Origin of the sequence: Chishuiella sp. (assembly GCF_032109125.1) — a bacterium.
In the GTDB taxonomy this organism is placed as follows: Bacteria; Bacteroidota; Bacteroidia; order Flavobacteriales; family Weeksellaceae; genus Empedobacter.
This window is the reverse complement of sequence record NZ_DAMCLZ010000004.1, coordinates 24584-43604: the sequence shown is the minus strand read 5'-3', so window position 1 is coordinate 43604 and position 19021 is coordinate 24584. Positions and strand designations below refer to the sequence as shown.

Annotated in this window: 14 protein-coding genes and 3 tRNA genes; 7 read left to right on the top strand and 10 right to left on the bottom strand. The window is 28.0% G+C overall.

Translation table 11 applies throughout. The features are described 5' to 3' along the window. Position 1: 1 nt before the first annotated feature. On the bottom strand, positions 2-1276 hold the full coding sequence (locus RT575_RS06080) for a DUF2851 family protein (protein WP_313579554.1): 1275 nt from the start codon (positions 1274-1276) through the stop codon (positions 2-4). Between the two features lie 127 nt (positions 1277-1403). On the opposite strand from RT575_RS06080, the gene RT575_RS06075 reads away from it, so the two are divergent. Genes RT575_RS06075 through RT575_RS06060 form a run of 4 tightly spaced genes read left to right on the top strand, consistent with a single transcriptional unit; the run spans position 1404 to position 6050 of the window. Then, positions 1404-2012 carry a TetR family transcriptional regulator gene (locus RT575_RS06075; protein WP_313383923.1) on the top strand — a complete coding sequence of 203 codons (609 nt, stop codon included), beginning with the start codon at positions 1404-1406 and terminating at the stop codon, positions 2010-2012. Continuing rightward, positions 2002-3291 carry a TolC family protein gene (locus RT575_RS06070; RefSeq protein ID WP_313383924.1) on the top strand — a complete coding sequence of 430 codons (1290 nt, stop codon included), beginning with the start codon at positions 2002-2004 and terminating at the stop codon, positions 3289-3291. The genes RT575_RS06075 and RT575_RS06070 overlap by 11 nt, the downstream gene beginning before the upstream one ends. 11 nt (positions 3292-3302) lie before the next feature. After that, complete coding sequence (locus RT575_RS06065) at positions 3303-4454, top strand: HlyD family secretion protein (RefSeq protein WP_313383926.1); 1152 nt, start codon at positions 3303-3305, stop codon at positions 4452-4454. Between the two features lie 24 nt (positions 4455-4478). After that, positions 4479-6050, top strand: a complete 1572-nt coding sequence (locus tag RT575_RS06060; protein ID WP_313383928.1) for a DHA2 family efflux MFS transporter permease subunit — start codon at positions 4479-4481, stop codon at positions 6048-6050. 316 nt (positions 6051-6366) lie between these two features. Here the strand turns inward: RT575_RS06060 and RT575_RS06055 are convergent, their stop codons facing one another. Beyond that, positions 6367-8001, bottom strand: coding sequence for a ShlB/FhaC/HecB family hemolysin secretion/activation protein (locus RT575_RS06055; protein WP_313579551.1), 1635 nt, complete (start codon positions 7999-8001; stop codon positions 6367-6369). A 104-nt stretch (positions 8002-8105) separates the two neighbouring features. Between RT575_RS06055 and RT575_RS06050 the strand changes: the two genes are divergently transcribed. Beyond that, positions 8106-8420, top strand: coding sequence for a DUF3817 domain-containing protein (locus RT575_RS06050; protein WP_313383931.1), 315 nt, complete (start codon positions 8106-8108; stop codon positions 8418-8420). A 36-nt stretch (positions 8421-8456) separates the two neighbouring features. Here RT575_RS06050 and RT575_RS06045 read toward each other — a convergent pair. The 6 genes from RT575_RS06045 to RT575_RS06020 form a co-directional block, all read right to left on the bottom strand. Continuing rightward, positions 8457-8529: transfer RNA gene (locus tag RT575_RS06045), tRNA-Gly, on the bottom strand. A gap of 29 nt (positions 8530-8558) precedes the next feature. Next, a tRNA-Leu gene (locus tag RT575_RS06040) sits at positions 8559-8642 on the bottom strand. Between the two features lie 31 nt (positions 8643-8673). Then, positions 8674-8746: transfer RNA gene (locus RT575_RS06035), tRNA-Gly, on the bottom strand. 88 nt (positions 8747-8834) lie between these two features. After that, positions 8835-9683: an acetyl-CoA carboxylase, carboxyltransferase subunit beta gene (accD, locus tag RT575_RS06030; protein WP_313383933.1), complete on the bottom strand. Its 849-nt coding sequence runs from the start codon at positions 9681-9683 to the stop codon at positions 8835-8837. A gap of 35 nt (positions 9684-9718) precedes the next feature. Continuing rightward, on the bottom strand, positions 9719-10786 hold the full coding sequence (gene fbaA / locus RT575_RS06025; protein ID WP_313383934.1) for a class II fructose-bisphosphate aldolase: 1068 nt from the start codon (positions 10784-10786) through the stop codon (positions 9719-9721). A gap of 38 nt (positions 10787-10824) precedes the next feature. Beyond that, the gene (locus RT575_RS06020; protein ID WP_313579548.1) at positions 10825-13425 is read right to left on the bottom strand and encodes a BamA/TamA family outer membrane protein; all 2601 of its coding nucleotides are present in this window, start codon (positions 13423-13425) and stop codon (positions 10825-10827) included. 5 nt (positions 13426-13430) lie between these two features. Between RT575_RS06020 and RT575_RS06015 the strand changes: the two genes are divergently transcribed. Together RT575_RS06015 and RT575_RS06010 are read left to right on the top strand one after the other, a co-directional pair. Further along, complete coding sequence (locus RT575_RS06015; RefSeq protein WP_313383938.1) at positions 13431-14174, top strand: RNA methyltransferase; 744 nt, start codon at positions 13431-13433, stop codon at positions 14172-14174. Between the two features lie 87 nt (positions 14175-14261). Continuing rightward, the gene (locus tag RT575_RS06010) at positions 14262-15488 is read left to right on the top strand and encodes a serine hydrolase domain-containing protein (RefSeq protein ID WP_313579546.1); all 1227 of its coding nucleotides are present in this window, start codon (positions 14262-14264) and stop codon (positions 15486-15488) included. Between the two features lie 199 nt (positions 15489-15687). Here the strand turns inward: RT575_RS06010 and RT575_RS06005 are convergent, their stop codons facing one another. Next, positions 15688-16800, bottom strand: a complete 1113-nt coding sequence (locus RT575_RS06005; RefSeq protein ID WP_313579544.1) for an ABC transporter permease — start codon at positions 16798-16800, stop codon at positions 15688-15690. After that, on the bottom strand, positions 16800-18938 hold the full coding sequence (locus tag RT575_RS06000; protein ID WP_313579542.1) for a carboxy terminal-processing peptidase: 2139 nt from the start codon (positions 18936-18938) through the stop codon (positions 16800-16802). Before RT575_RS06000 ends, RT575_RS06005 begins: the two co-directional genes overlap by 1 nt. Positions 18939-19021: the final 83 nt, after the last annotated feature.

Genomic DNA, 19021 nt, shown 5'->3' with positions numbered 1-19021 from the left:
ATTATTTTAAAATTTGATTTCCAATAGCGCAATTTAAACATTTTTTTTCTGTACAATATCTTTTTTTTAATTGAATTAATTCTTGTGACGATTTTGCAGATTTATTTTCAAATCCAATTTCTTCAAATTCATCAAGGATTGAATTTTTTTCTGGTTTTATATTTTCTAATAATTCTAAGAAAAATTCGACATTAGCTTCTCCAAAACTACATTCATAAGCAAAGCGAATAGGAATAATTGTATTAATGATAATATTGTTTATTTTATCTTTTGAGATCTTTTTTGATATAGAATTTGATTCTTTTTTAAATGTGTAATGATTATCCCAAAATGGATTTATGTAAATATTTTCAAAAAGCTTATAAAATGAGTTCAAATTATTAATTGATAGTATTCTCGAAAATAAATTATTATAAGTATAATATAAAGCAGCTAATTGTATTATACGAATGGTAGGAAATCCAATTGGACGCATTTTAGAAAAACGAAATGTTTCATTTGGAATTTGATTTAATTGGAATTTTTTTTTCAAGAATGTATATTCTTTCTGTAGTGTATTATAATATTGATTACTATAATTTTCATCAAGAAAACCAGCTTGTCCAAAAAATAAAGCTTCAACTTTGATTGGATCAAATTGTATTTTTTGTACAATTTTAAATTGAAAAGATTTACTCCAAATTTCAAATGCATCAATATTAACTGATAAGCCAAAATTTTTTGCTAAACTTCTAAATAATGTTTCTTCCCAGTTATTGTGGTTATTTTTTAATATTTCTAAAACTATTTTAGTTTTTTCTTCGAAACGTTCAATTAATATTTTTTCAAACCAAAATGTAAATTGTTTTAAATTCATATTCCTTAAGAAAGGTTTGCAATGAATTTTATCTATTTCGGTTGTTAAAATAGTTTTGTAGTTAGAAATTATTTCAGGTTTCACATAATCTTTTAAAATAAATGTAGGAACGTTTCTTTCTCTTAAAATATTTATTTCGCAATCATGATTCCATACAACATGCAGAATAACATTTTTATATGCTAGATCATTAGAATGCTTATGTTTATTCCAATCTGATGAATTAATATGGATTTCAACTGAACCAATCCATAATTTGTTTCCTATTACAATTTCTGATTCTAAAAAGTCAGGACCAGAATTATAATTTATTTTTCCAGAATTAACTATTTCTAAATATTCATTGTTATGATATGTTTTTAAATTACTAGTAGAATATAATCTAAATAGCCAAAGGTAGTGTAGTAAGTTTTCTTTCATAAATGAAAGTTATTCAATAAATTATAAAATATTATAAAAATAAATACTTAAAAATATATCATTTAATTAAACGTTTGTTTAACTTTGCACGATCAATTTTTTTCTTATGGAATTTTCAGAAAAAAAAATGCAAATAATACGAGCTGCTGAGAAAGTCTTTGGACGCCGAGGAATTGATGCAGCAAGTATTAGAGAAATAGCAAAAGAGGCCAATATAAATATAGCTATGATTAGTTATTATTTTGGTTCCAAAAATAAATTAGTTGAGTGTTTATTTAGTTGGCGTATATCTGTATTTAATGCAGAATTAGAACAAATATCTAAAAATCCATCTATAAGTTCATTTGATAAATTAAGAGAAATCTTAAAGAAATTTTTAGATAGAATTTTAAGTAATTCAGAATTTCATCGAATTATGGTCAGAGAATATTCTAAACGAGATTCTATTTTAGAAGTAGATCATAAAGTAAATGACTTGAAAATGAAAAACTTATCTTATATTAATGAAATTATTGATAAGGGATTTCAAGATGGTGAATTTAAGCGTAAAGCTCCTGCAGAAGCAGTTATAATGGTTGTAATAGGGAGTACTTCCTATTTTATATTAAACGAAAAAACATATTTAAAACTATGGGGATTATCAACACATGAAGAGTTCTCTGAACGTATTCATGAAGAATATTATCCCTTTTTAATAGATTCTTTAAAAGCAATTATACAATACGATGAAAAATAAAATTTTCCTACCGATTTGTTTAGTTATTGCAACTTTAGGTCATGCTCAAGACAAAAATGTTTCATTAGAAGAAATTATTCAACAAAGTTTACAGAACAGTAAATCTGTAAAAGTTGCTGAAGCTTCTAAAGGGACAAATGAGTATAAAGTACAAAGTGCAAAAAACAATCGTTTACCAGACATTTCGATTAGTGGACAATATTTGCATATTTTTAAACCAAATGTAGATCTTAAAATCCCTACTCAAAGTACTACAGGAAATACAATAGTTCCTAATCAATTAATAGTTGGTCAGGCAAATGTATCAGTTCCTGTTTTTGCTGGTTTTAAAATCAGAAATGCTATTAGAAATAGTGAATTAATGGTTGATTTATCTAATTTACAAATTAATGCAACAAAAGAAAATGTAGTTTGGGAAGCCATTAATTTATATTTTGGATTATACAAAACTCAACGTTCTATCGAAGTTTTGAACGAAAATTTAGTTAGAGCTAAACAGCGTGTAAAAGATTTTCAAAATTTCTTGGACAATGGAATTATACCTAGAAACGATTTATTGAGAGTTAAATTGCAAGCATCTAATGTACAAGTTGCTATAGATGAAGCTGAAACACAATATAGAAATATAAATTATCGATTAAATATTCTTACAGGTCAGGATGAAAATCAAGTTATTCATGTTGATAATGTAAAAGAATTACAAGATATTGCTAATAATTCTCAAGATTATCAAAATAGAAATGATGTAAAAAGCTATGATTTGAAAGATAAAATAGCTGATAATCAAATTAAGATTGCAAAATCTAAATATTATCCTCAAATATCACTTTCTGGTGGTTATATGTCAATGAATTTAGATAAAATTGCTACAGTAACAAATGCTACTAATGTAGGAGTTGGTTTAAAATACGATTTATCTTCTTTATACAAAAACAAAGCTGATGTTGATGTTGCTAAAGCTGAAAAATTAGAAAATGAACTTCAGAAACAAACCACTGTAGACAAAGCTAAAGTTGAAATGAATGAAGCTTTTCAGAAATATGATTTAGCGAAAAAGAAAAATCTTGTTTTTAACGAAGCTGTAGAGCAAGCAAATGAAAATTTTAGAATTGTAAAAGATAAAAATGAAAATGGTTTAGCTGATACTAACGATTTGTTAGAGGCTGATGTTCAACAATTACAAGCGAAAATAAATCAAGTAGTAGGAGATGCAGATGAGCAGTTAGCTATCTACGAATATTATTATACAACAGGAATTTTATTAGATAACGTACAATAAGACATACCGAAATGGAAGAAAATAAACAACCAAAGAAAAAATTAAATACTAAGTTTATTATTATTTTAGGAGCTTTAGTAATCTTAGGAGGAGGTTACGGGGTTTATAAATATTTACATGGTTTAGCTCATGAAGTTACAGATGATGCACAAGTTGATTCTAAAATAACTCCTGTTATACCAAAAGTTAGTGGATATATAGAAAAAATATTAGTTCAAGACAATCAAATGGTTCACAAAGGTGATACACTGGTTGTATTGGATCAATCAGAATTTGTTTTGAAATTGCAAGAATCTAAAGCTGCATTACAACAAGCAGAAGGGCAATTAAGTGTTGCTCATGCTAATGTAAATACTGCTGGTGTTACAATTGGAGTTTCTGAGGCTGGTGCAGTTGCTGCGACGACAACAATAGAAACAGCAAAAGCAAACGTAGAAGCTGCAAAAGTACAAGTTTGGAGAACTAAAAATGATTATGATAGATACAATAAATTATTTCAAAATCAGTCTATCACAAAACAACAATATGAACAGGCTTTAGCTGCTAAAGAAACTGCTGAAAGACAATTACAAGTTGCAAATGCACAATTGGCTGCAACAGCTAAACAAGCACAAGCTACATCTAAACAAGTAAATACTTCTAAAGCTCAATCAGACGTTTCTAAAGCTCAAATAAAAGTTGCAGAAGCAGCAATTAATCAATATAAAACAAATATTGAGAATGCCGAATTATACTTATCTTATACATACGTAATTGCTGCTGAAGATGGACAATTATCTAAAATTAATTTACAACCAGGTCAATTAGTACAAGCAGGTCAATCTTTATTTAATATTGTAAATACTAAACAAATTTATGTGACGGCGAATTACAAAGAAACTCAATTAGAAAAAATTAGAGTTGGTCAAGAAGCGATTATAAAAGTTGATGCTTATCCTCATCATGAGTTTAAGGCTAAAGTGACTTCATTATCTCCTGCTACAGGTGCTAAATTTGCTTTATTACCTCCAGATAATGCTTCTGGTAACTTCGTAAAAACAGTTCAGCGTTTACCAATTAAAATAGAATTTACAGACGAAAAAGATGAAATGTTGAAATTGATTCGTCCAGGTATGAATGTTGAAGCTGATATTTTATTAAAATCGAATACTACTGAGAAGTAATAAAACCTATTCAAAAAATATATTATGGAAGATAATAATTTAATTGAATATGGTTCAAGACGTGTAATTATCACAATAACTGCTATTATGTGTGCTTTGTTAGAAATTGTAGATACGACAATTGTTAACGTAGCGATGAATGATATGAAAGGTAGTTTAGGTGTGTCTTTAACAGATATTGCGTGGGTTGTAACAGCATACGCAATAGCCAATGTAATTGTTGTTCCAATGACAAGTTGGTTATCACAACAATTTGGACGTAAAAATTATTTTGCAACATCAATCATCATCTTTACAGCTGCTTCTTTTCTTTGTGGAAATGCAACAACAATGTGGGAAATTATACTTTTCCGTTTCATTCAAGGTCTTGGTGGTGGAGCATTATTGGTAACTTCTCAAACAATTATAACAGAAAGTTATCCTCCAGAAAAAAGAGGTTTAGCACAAGCTATATATGGTATGGGTGTTATTGTAGGTCCTACATTAGGTCCTCCATTAGGAGGATATATAGTAGATAATTGGTCTTGGCCATATATATTCTATATCAATATTCCAATTGGTATTATAGCAACATTATTAACAATTTCATTTGTTAAAAGTCCAAAATATGCAGAAAAATCTAAATTAAATCAAGTAGATTTTTTAGGAATAATCTTATTAGCAATTGCAGTAGGTTCTTTACAATATGTATTAGAACATGGTCAACAAGATGATTGGTTTGCAGATGAAACAATCTTGGTATTAACAATCACAAGTTTCTTCGGGTTCATATTATTTATTTGGAGAGAATTGGTTTTTGAACATCCAATTGTAAACTTAAAAGTTTTAAAGGATAACAACCTTGCAATAGGAACGATTTTATCTTTTATTCTAGGTTTTGGTTTATATGGATCAACATTTGTTATTCCAATTTATACACAATCTATTCTTGGTTGGACAGCTACAGATGCAGGATTATTATTAATCCCATCATCTTTAATGACAGCATTTATGATGCCTATTATTGCTACGTTATTACAAAAAGGAGTAGAGCCTAAATATTTAGTTGCGGGAGGATTCTTTATTTTCTTTTGTTATAGTTTTTGGTCATATACTATATTAACACCAGATACAGGTTCAGAACATTTCTTTTGGCCGTTAGTTGTTCGTGGAGTAGGGTTAGGATTATTATTTGTACCAATTACAACTTTATCTCTATCTAGTTTAAAAGGACAGCAAATTGGAGAAGGAGCTGCATTTACAGGAATGATGCGTCAGTTAGGAGGATCTTTTGGTATTGCTATTATTACAACTTTTATTTCTCGTTGGACAGTTGGCCATCGTTTAAATTTAGTTACACATCTTGATAGTGCCAAATTTGAGGTTCAAACTTATATTCAACAAATGAAGATGAGTTTTATAAGTAAAGGATTTGCACCCAATGATGCATTAAATAAAGCTTACGAATTACTAGACTTACAAGTAACAAAACAAGCAACCGTACTTACATATATGGATGTATTTTTGTACTTAGGAGTTTTATTTCTTATATGTATTCCTTTTATCTTATTTTTTATTAAGAAAGGAGCAGGTAAAGTTATTAGTGCTGGGCATTAAAAAATAGAGTCAAATTTTTATTAATATTTTCAAAAAACCGCATAAGGATATAATATTCTTTTTGCGGTTTTTTTATTTGAGTTTCCATGAGGAGTGTGAAAGTAGGTAACAAAAAATAACTATTATAAAGTTGTTTTTGTTCCTTGAAATGATATTGTAATAAACAATGACTTTCTTGAGGCTTACAATTTTATAAATTAAATAAAAAAAGCAAAAACGGTTGAAAGTAAAATTCTTTTATAATTGATTTTACTTTAACTAGAATACAATTATAAAATATTTGTAATTGGAAAGTGTGTACAAAAGGTTTTGTTTATTAAAATTTACTAAGTATACCGAAATGTATTTTAGATTCTTTGAAGTCAAAAGATGTAGTATCAGTTTTACCAACTGCATAGCTTAAATTAAAAATTCCCATTTTAGTCAAGAAAGAAATACCTGTACCAATACTTAATAAAGACGTATTTATGTCTGAACGTTTATTTTCTATAAATCCATAATCAGAAAATAAACCAATATAAAATGCTTCGCTAGGAACAAACCTGTAATCTACACTTGCAAAACCATACATATTAGCTACAATACTCTGTTCATTAAAACCTCTAAAGCTTTTAAAACCTCCAATGCGATAGAGTTCATTTTCGGAGAAATAATTGTCTTTTGTAAGTAGACCATAGAATTGTCCAGAAACTTTTATAAAATGTTTAGGATGCAGTTCGAATAATCTAAAAGTATTCAATCCAATTTCAATTTGATTTGTTGTTTTATTGTCTATTTCTTCTGTCCAAGAAAAATTCTTTTCTTTTTTTCGAATTGAATTGACCATAATATGAAATAATGATTTTCCTTCCATTAATAAAAAAGGATGTTGTTGAAAGTAGTTATAGCTTAATCCTATTCCTGCTTTTGAATAATCATCATAATTAGATTTTAAAGTAGAATCATCATCCAGTAAAAAATTAGAAGACTGAATAAGTCCATTAATTCCAATGGTTGAATTCATATTTATATTATAAAATAATCGTTCAGAGAAATTAATGTTTACAAAAACTGAATCTTGTTTAAATAGTTTAAAATTAGTTTGCGACCCAATTGCAGATTTAAATAAGTAAGGAATTTTTACATCAATATCAAGAGAAGTGTTTTTGTTTGCTGTACCAATCCAATTTAGCTTTATTTCTTCAAAATTGTTAAAAACATTGTTCAATGAAAGTTGTACATTTCCATTTAATTTAAAATCTCCATTATCATCTGTACCAAAACCTAGAATTCCATCAAAAAAATTAGAATTATTTTTTTTAGTATAGAGATAGAGAATTGTAGAATCTTTTTTGAATAAAGTTTGTGGAGTTTGCATTTCAGAAACGAATCTTGTTTGTTGAAGGATAGATGAAATGTTATTTAATTTATCTTCATTGTATATTTCTCCTTTTTTTATATTCAATGCATGGCGTATAAAACCTTTTGATAAACTTTCATAACCAACTAATTTAACACCATCTATTTTTCTTAATTGGCCTTTGTTTAATTGTAATTCTATTTTAGGTTCGTTTTCTTTATAACCATTAGAAATTAAATTTATTTGCGCAAAAGGGTAACCTTCGTTCGTTGTTAAGGTAGATAATTTATTTAAAATAGAATCTAAATTATTTGTAGGGAAATAATCATTTTTACTTTCAAATAATTCATTATTTTTTATCCAAATCGTTTGATATAATTTCCCTTTATTTAAATATACTTTATGGTCAATAATAGAATCTAATGTAAGTGTATAATAACCTATTTTCTGTAAAGAATCTAAAGTTGATTGAAAAGATGTTTTATCAAAATCTTTAATGTAAGTATTTGTTTCAATATCGTAACGATAGAATTGATACGTTTTTTCTTGGCTAAAAACGGATATATTTAGAAAAATAAGGAATAATAGTATATAGTTCCAAAAACGTGTCATAGGTTCTAATAACGTGTAAAATTTATTTAAAGTATTTTTAATTAATGATAAGTATAGTTGAAGTCTAATATTTAAAAATTATTTTTGTTTCAAATTTAAAAGAAATGTTGAAATTTTTTAAGATTATTGGTTATTTAGAAGCTGTATCTGCAATTATTTTGTTTTTTATAGCAATGCCTTTAAAATATATTTTTAATGATCCATCTTGGATTCCTTATGCAGGTAGAATACATGGAGGTTTATTCGTTTTATATGTAATAATACTTTATTTGGTAAAAGAGAAATATAATTGGAGTATGACAATTTTTTTAATTTTCTTTTTTGCTGGAGTTATTCCAGGTGGAACAATTTGGGCTGAGAAAAAATTTATAGAGGGGAAAAAATATAAAAAAATATTAGCCGAACAAGAGTTAAAATAAAAAAAGCCGAAGAAAATTTTCTTCGGCTTTTTTGTGAGCGGGAAACGAGACTCGAACTCGCAACATTCAGCTTGGAAGGCTGACGCTCTACCAATTGAGCTATTCCCGCGTAAAAATTGTAAAAATCAAATTAAAAAGTACCTCAGGCGGGACTTGAACCCGCACGTCCTAATGGACACAGGATTTTAAGTCCTGCGTGTCTACCAATTCCACCACCAAGGCAAAATTTGATTTTTGAATTTATATTTCAAAGAGCGAGAAACGGGACTCGAACCCGCGACCCCGACCTTGGCAAGGTCGTGCTCTACCAGCTGAGCTATTCTCGCGATTGGAGTGCAAATATATAAAATCAAATTCGAATATTCCAAATTATTTTTGAAAGAAATTTCACTTATATATTTGCACTCATTATAATTAATTGATAGGCATCAACATATCTGCCACATCTTTAATTTTATCTTTCATTTTTTTACGATGAACAATCATATCAACGAATCCTTTTTCTAATAAAAATTCAGAAGTTTGGAATCCTTCTGGTAAATCTCTACCAATAGTTTCTTTGATTACACGAGGACCAGCAAACCCAATTAATGCACCTGGTTCTGCCATGATTACATCTCCTATAGATCCAAAAGAAGCAGTAATACCTCCAAAAGATGGATTAGTAAGAATAGTAATATATGGAATGTGATGTTCTGCTAGTTGAACTAATTTAGCTTCAACTTTTGCTAACTGCATTAATGAAATAGCAGCTTCCATCATACGAGCACCACCAGACTGAGAAATAATAACAAATGGTGTTTTATGTTTGATAGAATAATCTATTGCACGAGCAATTTTTTCTCCCATTACAGATCCTAACGAACCTCCGATAAATTTAAAATCCATACAAGAAATAGTAATGTCTCTACCGTGTATTTTTCCAGTCGCATTACGAACAGAATCTGTAAGACCTGTTTTCTTTTTAATTTCTTTTAAACGATCTTTATAAGGTTTAGTATCTTTCCAATTTAAAGGATCCTTACTTTCAACTTTGGCATCTAGCTCTTTGTATTTACCTTCATCAAATAAGATTTCGAAATATTCTTGAGAACCAATTTGCACATGATGATCATCCTCTGGACTTACATACATATTTGCTTTTAGCTCTTCAGTTTCAATAATTTTACCTGATGGTGTTTTGTACCACAAACCTTTTTTTACGTCCTTTTTAGACTCTGTAGGTGTTGTAATATTTTTCTTGCTTCTAATAAACCAAGGCATATTCTCTATTTTTATTTAAAAAGGATAAATTGTAATTATCCTAAAGTATTTACATTATTTAAATCGTGGAAAGATTGAATTAATCTTTCTTTGAAAGAAACTTCTCCTGCTCTTAACCATACACGAGGATCGTAGTATTTTTTGTTTGGAGATTCTGGACCTTCTGGATTACCGATTTGACCTTGTAAATAAGCTGCATTTTGATCAAAATATTTACGAATACCTTCCATAAATGCATACTGTAAGTCAGTATCGATATTCATTTTAATAACACCATAATTAATAGCTTCTCTAATCTCTTCTAATGTAGAACCAGAACCACCATGGAAAACGAAGTTTACAGCATTGTCTACTCCATATTTTTCATTGATGTATTTTTGAGAATTATCTAAAATTTTTGGAGTTAATTTTACATTTCCTGGTTTGTATACTCCATGTACATTACCAAATGCTGCTGCAATCCAAAAATTATCAGAAATAGATTTTAAGTTCTCGTATACATATGCAACTTCTTCAGGTTGTGTATATAATAAAGAATTGTCTACATCTGTATTATCTACACCATCTTCTTCACCACCTGTGATACCTAATTCCATTTCTAATGTCATTCCTACTTTAGACATTCTTTCTAAATATCTTTTACAAGTTTCAACATTTTCTTCTAATGGTTCTTCAGATAAATCTAACATATGAGAACTAAATAAAGTTTTTCCAAATTTATTGAAATGCTCTTCATTCGCATCCATAATACCATCTATCCAAGGTAATAATTTTTTAGCACAGTGGTCTGTGTGTAAAATTACAGTAGCACCATAAGATTCTGCTAATGTATGAATATGTTTTGCACCAGCTATAGCTCCTTTTATTTGAGCTAATTGATTTTCACCTTTTAAACTTTTACCAGCATTAAAAGCAGCACCTCCATTAGAAAATTGAATAATAACTGGAGAATTTACTTCCACAGCAGCTTCCATTGCTGCATTTATTGTGTCAGACCCTATAACATTACACGCTGGTAATGCGTAATGATTTGCTTTTGCATCATTAATAATTTCTTGAACTAATGAACCGGTAGCAACACCGGCTGGAAATTTTCTGCTCATTATCTTAGAATTTTGTAAAAACAAATATACTTCTTTTTTTAGAATGGATAGTTAATTCCGAAATGTAATCTTGGTTTCAGAATATTGAAGTTATCAAATTGCCAACGCTTTCCTTCTTCATATGAAGGGTCATATATCTTATAACCAAAGTCAAAGCGTACAATTGCAAATGTTCCTATGTGATATCTAAAACCTACACCAGAACCTATACCAAATTCTTTATAAAACTTTTTGAATTTAAATAATGTTTCTTGTCTTTTAGGATCTGTTCCCCATATATTTCCCGCATCAATAAAATAAGCACCTTCTAAACTACCAAACATATTAAAACGATATTCTGTATTGAAAAGTAATTTAAGATTATCAAATTCTAAACTTTGCGTGTTTGAATTTATACGAGGTTTACTTCCTGGTCCTAAAGTTAGTGGAGCCCAACCACGAACATCATTGGCACCTCCGGCAGAGTAACTACGGACAAAAGGAGCAACATCAGAATTACCATAAGGTTGTACAATACCAAATAAAAATCTTGCTGCAAAACTAGAATGAGAATCTATTTTGAATTTTCTTCTTACATCTAAGTCAATTTTAACAAATTGAGAATAAGGAATTCCAAAAATATTTCCAACTTTTTTCCCGCTAGCATCTTCAGAATGAGCAAATCCAAAAGCTTTATCTAAAGCATGTAATAAATTACCAGCTAACTCAATTCTTGTTTGTACAAACCAAGGGTTGTTTTTTGGTCTGAAAGAATTTTCTTGATTATATGTAAATTGGTATATAAATGAATTGATTACAACATTTTGAGATATATTGGCTTTTCTATAAAGCATATTTTCAAAATCTACAAATAATTTTGCATTTTCACCACTAAGTGAATTTTGAAATAATTTGTTTGCTATAATAGCATCTGTTAATTCATCATCTGTTGCATAATGAGGTGCATTAGGATCAAATTGATAATATAAATCTTTAACTAAATTTTTTGTTTGATTATCTTTTGTGAAAATATCATAATAACGATCTCTTTTTCCATTATTTATAAACTCTGTATTAAAAAGGGAAACTTTATGTTGAAATTCTGCACTGGAAATATCCATATCAAAACCAAAGCCATAAGTTGTTTTATCTAAACCTACATTTTTTTGAGTACTTATATTTGTACGAATTGCAGATTCGGCAGAAAAACGCTTAGGTAAAATTCTATCTAAGTTTATTGGTGTTAATAAGTATGGAAATTTTAATTTTGTTTCTAACGAAATTTCATAAGCATTTAAAAAATAACTATTTAAAGAAAAATCTTTATTTACAGAACCTAATGTTGATTTTAATGTTGTTTCAAGATTTTCACCTCCTTTAAATAAATTTCTAGAAGTTAATGTAACCCCAGGAGATATCGCAAAGTTCATGTAGCGTGAAGCATAACTTTCAACAAATAAATTTAAATCATATTTCTTTTTTTGAGTAAAAAATACATCAACATTTAAAATAGAATCTTGTTTTGTAATTTTGAAACTATGTAAATTAATATTATCTTTTTTGAAAATATTTCTTTTTGTTTGTATTTCTTGTCTTTGACGGTATAAACCTCCAGGTCTTATAACGAAAGCATCTGTAAAATATCTTGGTTTGTATTTAGGTTTTTCTGTAAAGAATATATTATAATCATCATATTCTTCTTTTATTAATTTAGTTTCATCATCTGCTTGACCTCTAGAATCAGCATAAATATTTATTTTACCAAATCGGTATTGAGTAAAAGGAACAACGCTATCTTTTTTTATACTGTCTTGAATATATTTATCAATGAACATTGTAATATCTAAACGTTTATCACTTTTAGTTGTATCAGCTTCAAAATATAAATCCTCTCCAGAATCATTAAAATCATAATATCCTCTATTTTTTAAAACATCAACAACTCTATCTCGTTCTTCTTCAAATTTTCCAAAAGTATATTGATCACCAGAATGAATTAAAGGTTGATTAACCATTGGAGAATTTAAATATTCTTCAATTTTCGCATCAGATATATTTTGTGTAAAATTTTCTATGTAAGATGGATCCCCAAGTTTTATATTGTACAGAGTTTCAGCTTTTTTTGAAATAGAATCTTTTTTATAAGAAACATTAACTTTAGAATCAAAATATCCCTTATCATGAAACAATCTATTTAAATTCTTAGCAGAAAATTCTGATTGTTTTTCATCTAATAATACAGGAGCTTCTCCTTGGTTGTAATAAAATCTTTGTAACCATAAACTTTTACCAACATATTGATCTAATTTATTTTTTGTTAATAAACTATCTAATAGTTTTTGATTACGTTGAGAAGCATCAATACGATAGTATTCTTGAAATGTAGTGTCAAATTTTTCTGGAGATAAGTTGTAGACCCATTGCCATAATGGGAAAAAACCTAAAAATTTTCCAGCTGGTTTTTGTCTTACATAATCACTTAAGTCTTTATCAATAATTTTAATTTTTTTCTTTATATCTGTTTCCTCTTTATCATAAATAAATTTATTTCCCGTAAAGGAGTATTCTCCTTTAGGAACTTTTTTGGTTGTACTACAGCTATAAAAAAGTAAGCCTAAACAAGAGATAATTGTTATATTTGTTGTTATTCTTTTTTGCATAAAATATGTTATCAAATAATGTTATTAAAATAATAACATCTCTCGGTTCTAAAAAATATAGACAAAAATATGATTTGTTTGTCGTAGAAGGTGTTAAAAATATTGGGGAAGTTATAAAAAGTTCTATAAATATTAAAGAATTATTTCTTACAGAAGATTTATGGCCAAATGAAAAAGGTTTAAAAAAAACTTTTATAGATGATAAAGATTTAAAGAAAATCAGCTATTTATCTACTCCTAATGTAGGTTTAGCTCTTTGTGAATTACCTAAAAATAAGGAAGAAATAAATTTGAAAGGATTAACGATAGCTCTTGATGATATTAGAGATCCTGGTAATTTAGGAACTATTATACGATTGGCTGATTGGTTTGGGGTAGAAAATATATTATGTACAAAAGAATCTGTAGATATATATAATCCTAAAGTGATCATGTCTACCATGGGGTCATTTTCTCGTGTGAAAATTCATTATGTAGATTTAGAATCTTTTTTAAAAAATTATGAAGGAAATATTTTTGGAACCTTCATGGAAGGTCAATCAATTTATGAAAATAAATTACCACAAGAAGGAATTCTTGTTATGGGAAACGAAGCTAATGGAATCTCTATTGGAATAGAAAAATTGACAACAAATAAATTGAGTATTCCCTTTTTTGGTAAAAATGGGGCAACTGAAAGTTTAAATGTTGCTGTTGCCACAAGTGTTATTTTAGGAGAATTTAAATCTCAACTTTCAGATAAATCATAAAAAAAACATAATATTAAAGAATGTTTAAATCATTTTTTTAAATAAATATCTATTTTAGTCCAACAATAAAAAAAGACTAACTAATAAATGAAATATTTAGCAGTTATTCTTACTTCTACTTTACTTGTTTTAGGTAGTTGTAGTAAGAAAAACGAAACAAAAGCCAAAGAGAAAACAAGAAAAAAAGATCCTAATGCTTTACGATATGATTCACTTGATTGGAATGCAGAATTTAAACCAATGAAGTCATCTGCTCAAGAAATTAATCATTACAAAGAAGGTGTATCAAAGTTTTATGATGATTTTTGGGTAAAAGGAAAAGTAAGTGGAGGTTTCTTGGTTGCAAAGAATGGAAAAATAATTTTTGAAAAATATCAAGGGATGGCTGATGCAAGCCACAAAAGAGAAATAGATCAAAATACTCCTTTACATATAGCATCTATATCTAAGGTTTTTACTTCTATGGCTATTATGAAATTAATAGAAAGAAATAAAATAAATTTAGATCAAAAAGTAAATACAATTTTAGAAGGTTTTCCTTATGATGATATTACTGTAAGAAATTTGTTGAGTCATAGAAGTGGTTTACCTAATTATGCAAACGTTTTATGGAATAATAAAAAAGTAATGCTTAATGGAGAAAAACCAATTTCTAATCAAGGTGTTTTAGATGTTTTTAGAGAATATAAAGTAAAACAAATTCGTCCTGCAGATAAAGGTTTTTATTATTCAAATACAAATTTTGCTTTTCTAGCTTTAATTATAGAGAAAGTAATGAAAATGCCATATGGAAAAGCAATGAAGTATATGATTTTTGATCCTCTTGAGATGAAAAATACATTTGTTTTTGATTATGATAAAGATAAAGATTCTATAGCTAAATCATACAAATATAATGGATATGAATGGGCTTGGGATGATTTTGATAGAACTTATGGAGATAAAAATATTTATTCAACTCCAAGAGATTTGTTTAAATTAGATATAGCTATGTATTCTGATGATTTTTTACCAAAGAAAATAAAAGATGAAATTTTTACAGGTTATAGTTATGAACAAAAGGGATATAAAAATTATGGACTTGGAATGCGTATGTTAGAGTATGAAGATGGTAAAAAACTATTATATCATAATGGTTGGTGGCATGGTAATAATACAGTTTTTGTACACGATGTAAATAATCAATTTACAGTAATTGCATTAGGAAATAAACAAAATAAGGTAATTTATACATCCTTTAAATTAGCTGGTCTTACAGGAACTTATCCTTTAAAAGTACCGTCAATAGATTCTTTAAAACCTCATCATAAATAATATATATAAAAAAAAACCTGAATCGTGAGATTCAGGTTTTTTTTTATATATATTATTTTAATAATTTTTTGCAATAGCGATTGTAGTGGAAATCCTTTTTAGATTGTACGAATTTTCAACATTTATCAATGATCAATCTAAAAAGATTGTAACAAAAGCACGACAGACACGAAGTGATTGCCCTAATAATTTAATAATCTTAATTTTTTATATCCATGATATCTCTTAAAACATTTCCGAAAATATTAAATCCAAGAACTAGTAGCATAATTGCTAATCCTGGTAAAATTGCTAGATGTTGTTTACCTAATATGATGTGATTGTAATGTTCTTTTATAATATTACCCCATGATGGAGTAGGAGGCTGAGCTCCGATTCCAAGAAAACTTAATCCACTTTCTATTAATATTGCAGAAGCAAAGTTTGCAGCAGATATTACTATAATAGGAGCAACAACATTTGGTAATATTTGATTGAATATAATTCTGGCATCAGAAAAACCAAGAGCTTTTGCTGCTTCAACAAATTCTTTTTCTCTGTAAGATAAAAATTGGCCACGAACTACTCTGGCAACTTCTACCCACATTGTAAGACCAACTGCAATAAAAATTTGCCAAAATCCTTTTCCAATCGCTAATGTAATTGCAATAACTAATAATAATGTAGGAATTGACCATACAACATTAATTATCCACATAATAAAATTATCTGTCTTTCCTTTGTAATAACCAGCCAAAGCGCCTAAGGTAATGCCAACAAGTAATGAAATAAAAACAGCAATAAAACCAATTAAAAAAGAAATTCTAGTTCCAATAATCAATCGAGAATAGAAATCTCTACCATAAGAATCTGTACCTAAAAGGTATGTTTTAGTAAATATAAATTTCTTTTCAATTTCATCTTTCTTTATCCCATATTTAGTCCAAGCAGAAGAGTTTATTGTAATAGGTTCTCCACTAATTCCATCTCCTAAATATGGTGTGTAAATTATAAAATCACCTTCAGTTTTATAGGATGAGATACTAATTTGTTCTGAATTGATCTTTTCTCCGAATAAGTAATCAGAAAAATTAATTTTATCAGAATAGTTTGGTAATGGAATTTCGATTGTAAGTTGTTTATAACCTATAGGAGCATAAGCTATTGTTAAATCTTGTCTATTTGCATCTTCAGTCTTATCTGTTGCAAAAAGATAAGAAAAAATAGATATAATAGCAGCTAATACTATTACACTAAAAGAAAGAACACCAAGGGTGTTCTTTCTTAATTTTTTAAATATAATTTGATAAAATGAACCGTTATCTTGTTCCATTATTTTATATCTCTTAAAACATTTACAGCTTCATTCAAATAAAAATCTTTTTGTAATCCTTTTAACCAATTATCTCTTTTTGCTTTCAAAACAGTATCATTTTTGATTGCATTAAGATCATTTTGATTCATAGAGAATTTTAAACTGTTTTTGTATTTGCTAATAGCATCAAATTTTTTGATTTTATCCTCTCTTGTTTTACGGTAAGCTTTATAATCTTCTAAATTTAAAGGAATTTCTTTTGTATCCTCTAAAGATTTAATGTATTTAAAACTTTCATCCATTAGTTTAAGCTGAGCATTGTTTTGTAAACGAGCTTTACTATTTGCTTTAATTTTATTTAAATCAAAAGCATTAGGCCATTTAGCAATAACTAATGGTTTAATTTGATCCCAATTTAAAGCTTGCGGACGAGAACCTTCATTAATATCTTCGTATGTATATTGGTCAACCATAGAAATATCAGACTGAACACCTTTTAATTGAGTAGAACCTCCGTTTACACGATAAAATTTTTGGATTGTTAATTTTATTGCTCCATATTCATCGCTTCCTGTTTGTCTATCTAAAGGTAAAATTGTTTGTACAGTTCCTTTTCCAAATGTTTGAGGAGAACCAACAATTACAGCGCGACCATAATCTTGCATTGCAGCTGCAAAAATTTCTGAAGCAGAAGCAGAAAGTTCATTTACCATAACAACCATAGGTCCATCATAAGCTAAATCTGCATCTTTGTCTTCGTGTATTTTTAACATTCCGTCACTTCGTCTTACTTGAACTACGGGACCTTTATCAATGAATAACCCAGAAATTTTAATAACTTCTTCTAATGATCCACCACCATTGTTACGAACATCAAATACAAGCCCTTTAATATTTTCTTTCTTTAATACTTCAATTTCTTTTTTAATATCTTCAGAAGGATATCTTCCTTCATCTTTCCCCATAGGTGTATAGAATTCAGGTAAATAAATAATACCATATTTATTTCCTTTATCATCTGTAATTACAGAAGAACGAGCAAAAACTTCTTCAGATTCTATTACTGCACGAATTAAAGAAATCGTTTGTTGAGATCCATCTTTTTTCTGAACAGTTAAAACAACCTCAGTTCCTTTTTTTCCACGAATTAAACGGATAGCATCACTCAATATCATTCCTACGATATTTTTAGCTTCTCCATTCTTTCCTTGTGCAACTTTTATAATTTTGTCACCAACTTCTAATTTACCATCTTTCCAAGCAGGACCTCCAATTACTAATTCTGCGATTGTAGGATATCCTTTTTTATCTTGTAATTTAGCTCCAATACCTTCCATTTGTCCAGAAATTTCAAAATCGAAGTCTTCTTTACTTGTTGGAGAAAAATAAGAAGTATGAGGATCATATTGTTCTGTAAAAGAATTCATGTAAATAGAAAAATAACTTTCTCTTTTTGTTTGTTTAATTCTTCTGAAATAATCAGAAATTAAATCTTTTACTTCCTCACGAGCAATTTTTTCTACTTCAGGGAACGGAGTATCTTTAGTTATTTTCTTTTTGTCTTTATCTTCTAAAGGATCTTTCAATTCACTTTTATTAAGTGTATCTTTTTTCTCACCTTTCAATTCATCTTGCATAGAAACAATTTCTAATAAAACATTATATTTCAAATATTTTCTCCATAATTGCTCTGCATCAGCTTTGCTAGTAGCATATTTAGAAGTTTTATAATCAATGTTTAAATTTTCTTTTTTATTAAAATCAAACGGCTTTGATAAAGCTTCCATTGCATATTTTTCAGCTTCGTTTATTCTTTTGTAAACTGTATCTACAGTAGAATTATAAAACTTTAAATCTTCATTTTTATAAAAATTACCCAAATTATGGTAATCTTTTTTAAACAAATCATAATCAGATTGTAATAAAAAACGTTTGCTAGGATCTATGTACTCTATATATCTATTGAATACTTCTTCAGAGAATTTATCATCTATTACAGCAGGTTTATAATGTAAATAGGTTAATGTATTTCGTGTATTTTTAACGATTAATTTTTCTTTATCATCGTTACCATCTAACATTGGTTTACAAAAGCAAAATGCTAGTAAACTCATAGATAAAAAAGATAATAAAACATACGTTTTTTTTATTAACATACTGGATTGTATTATTTATTAAATTAATAATTTAAGTTTCCCTCAAATATAAAACAAAAAAGAAATTAGAAGGAGTTTTTTTA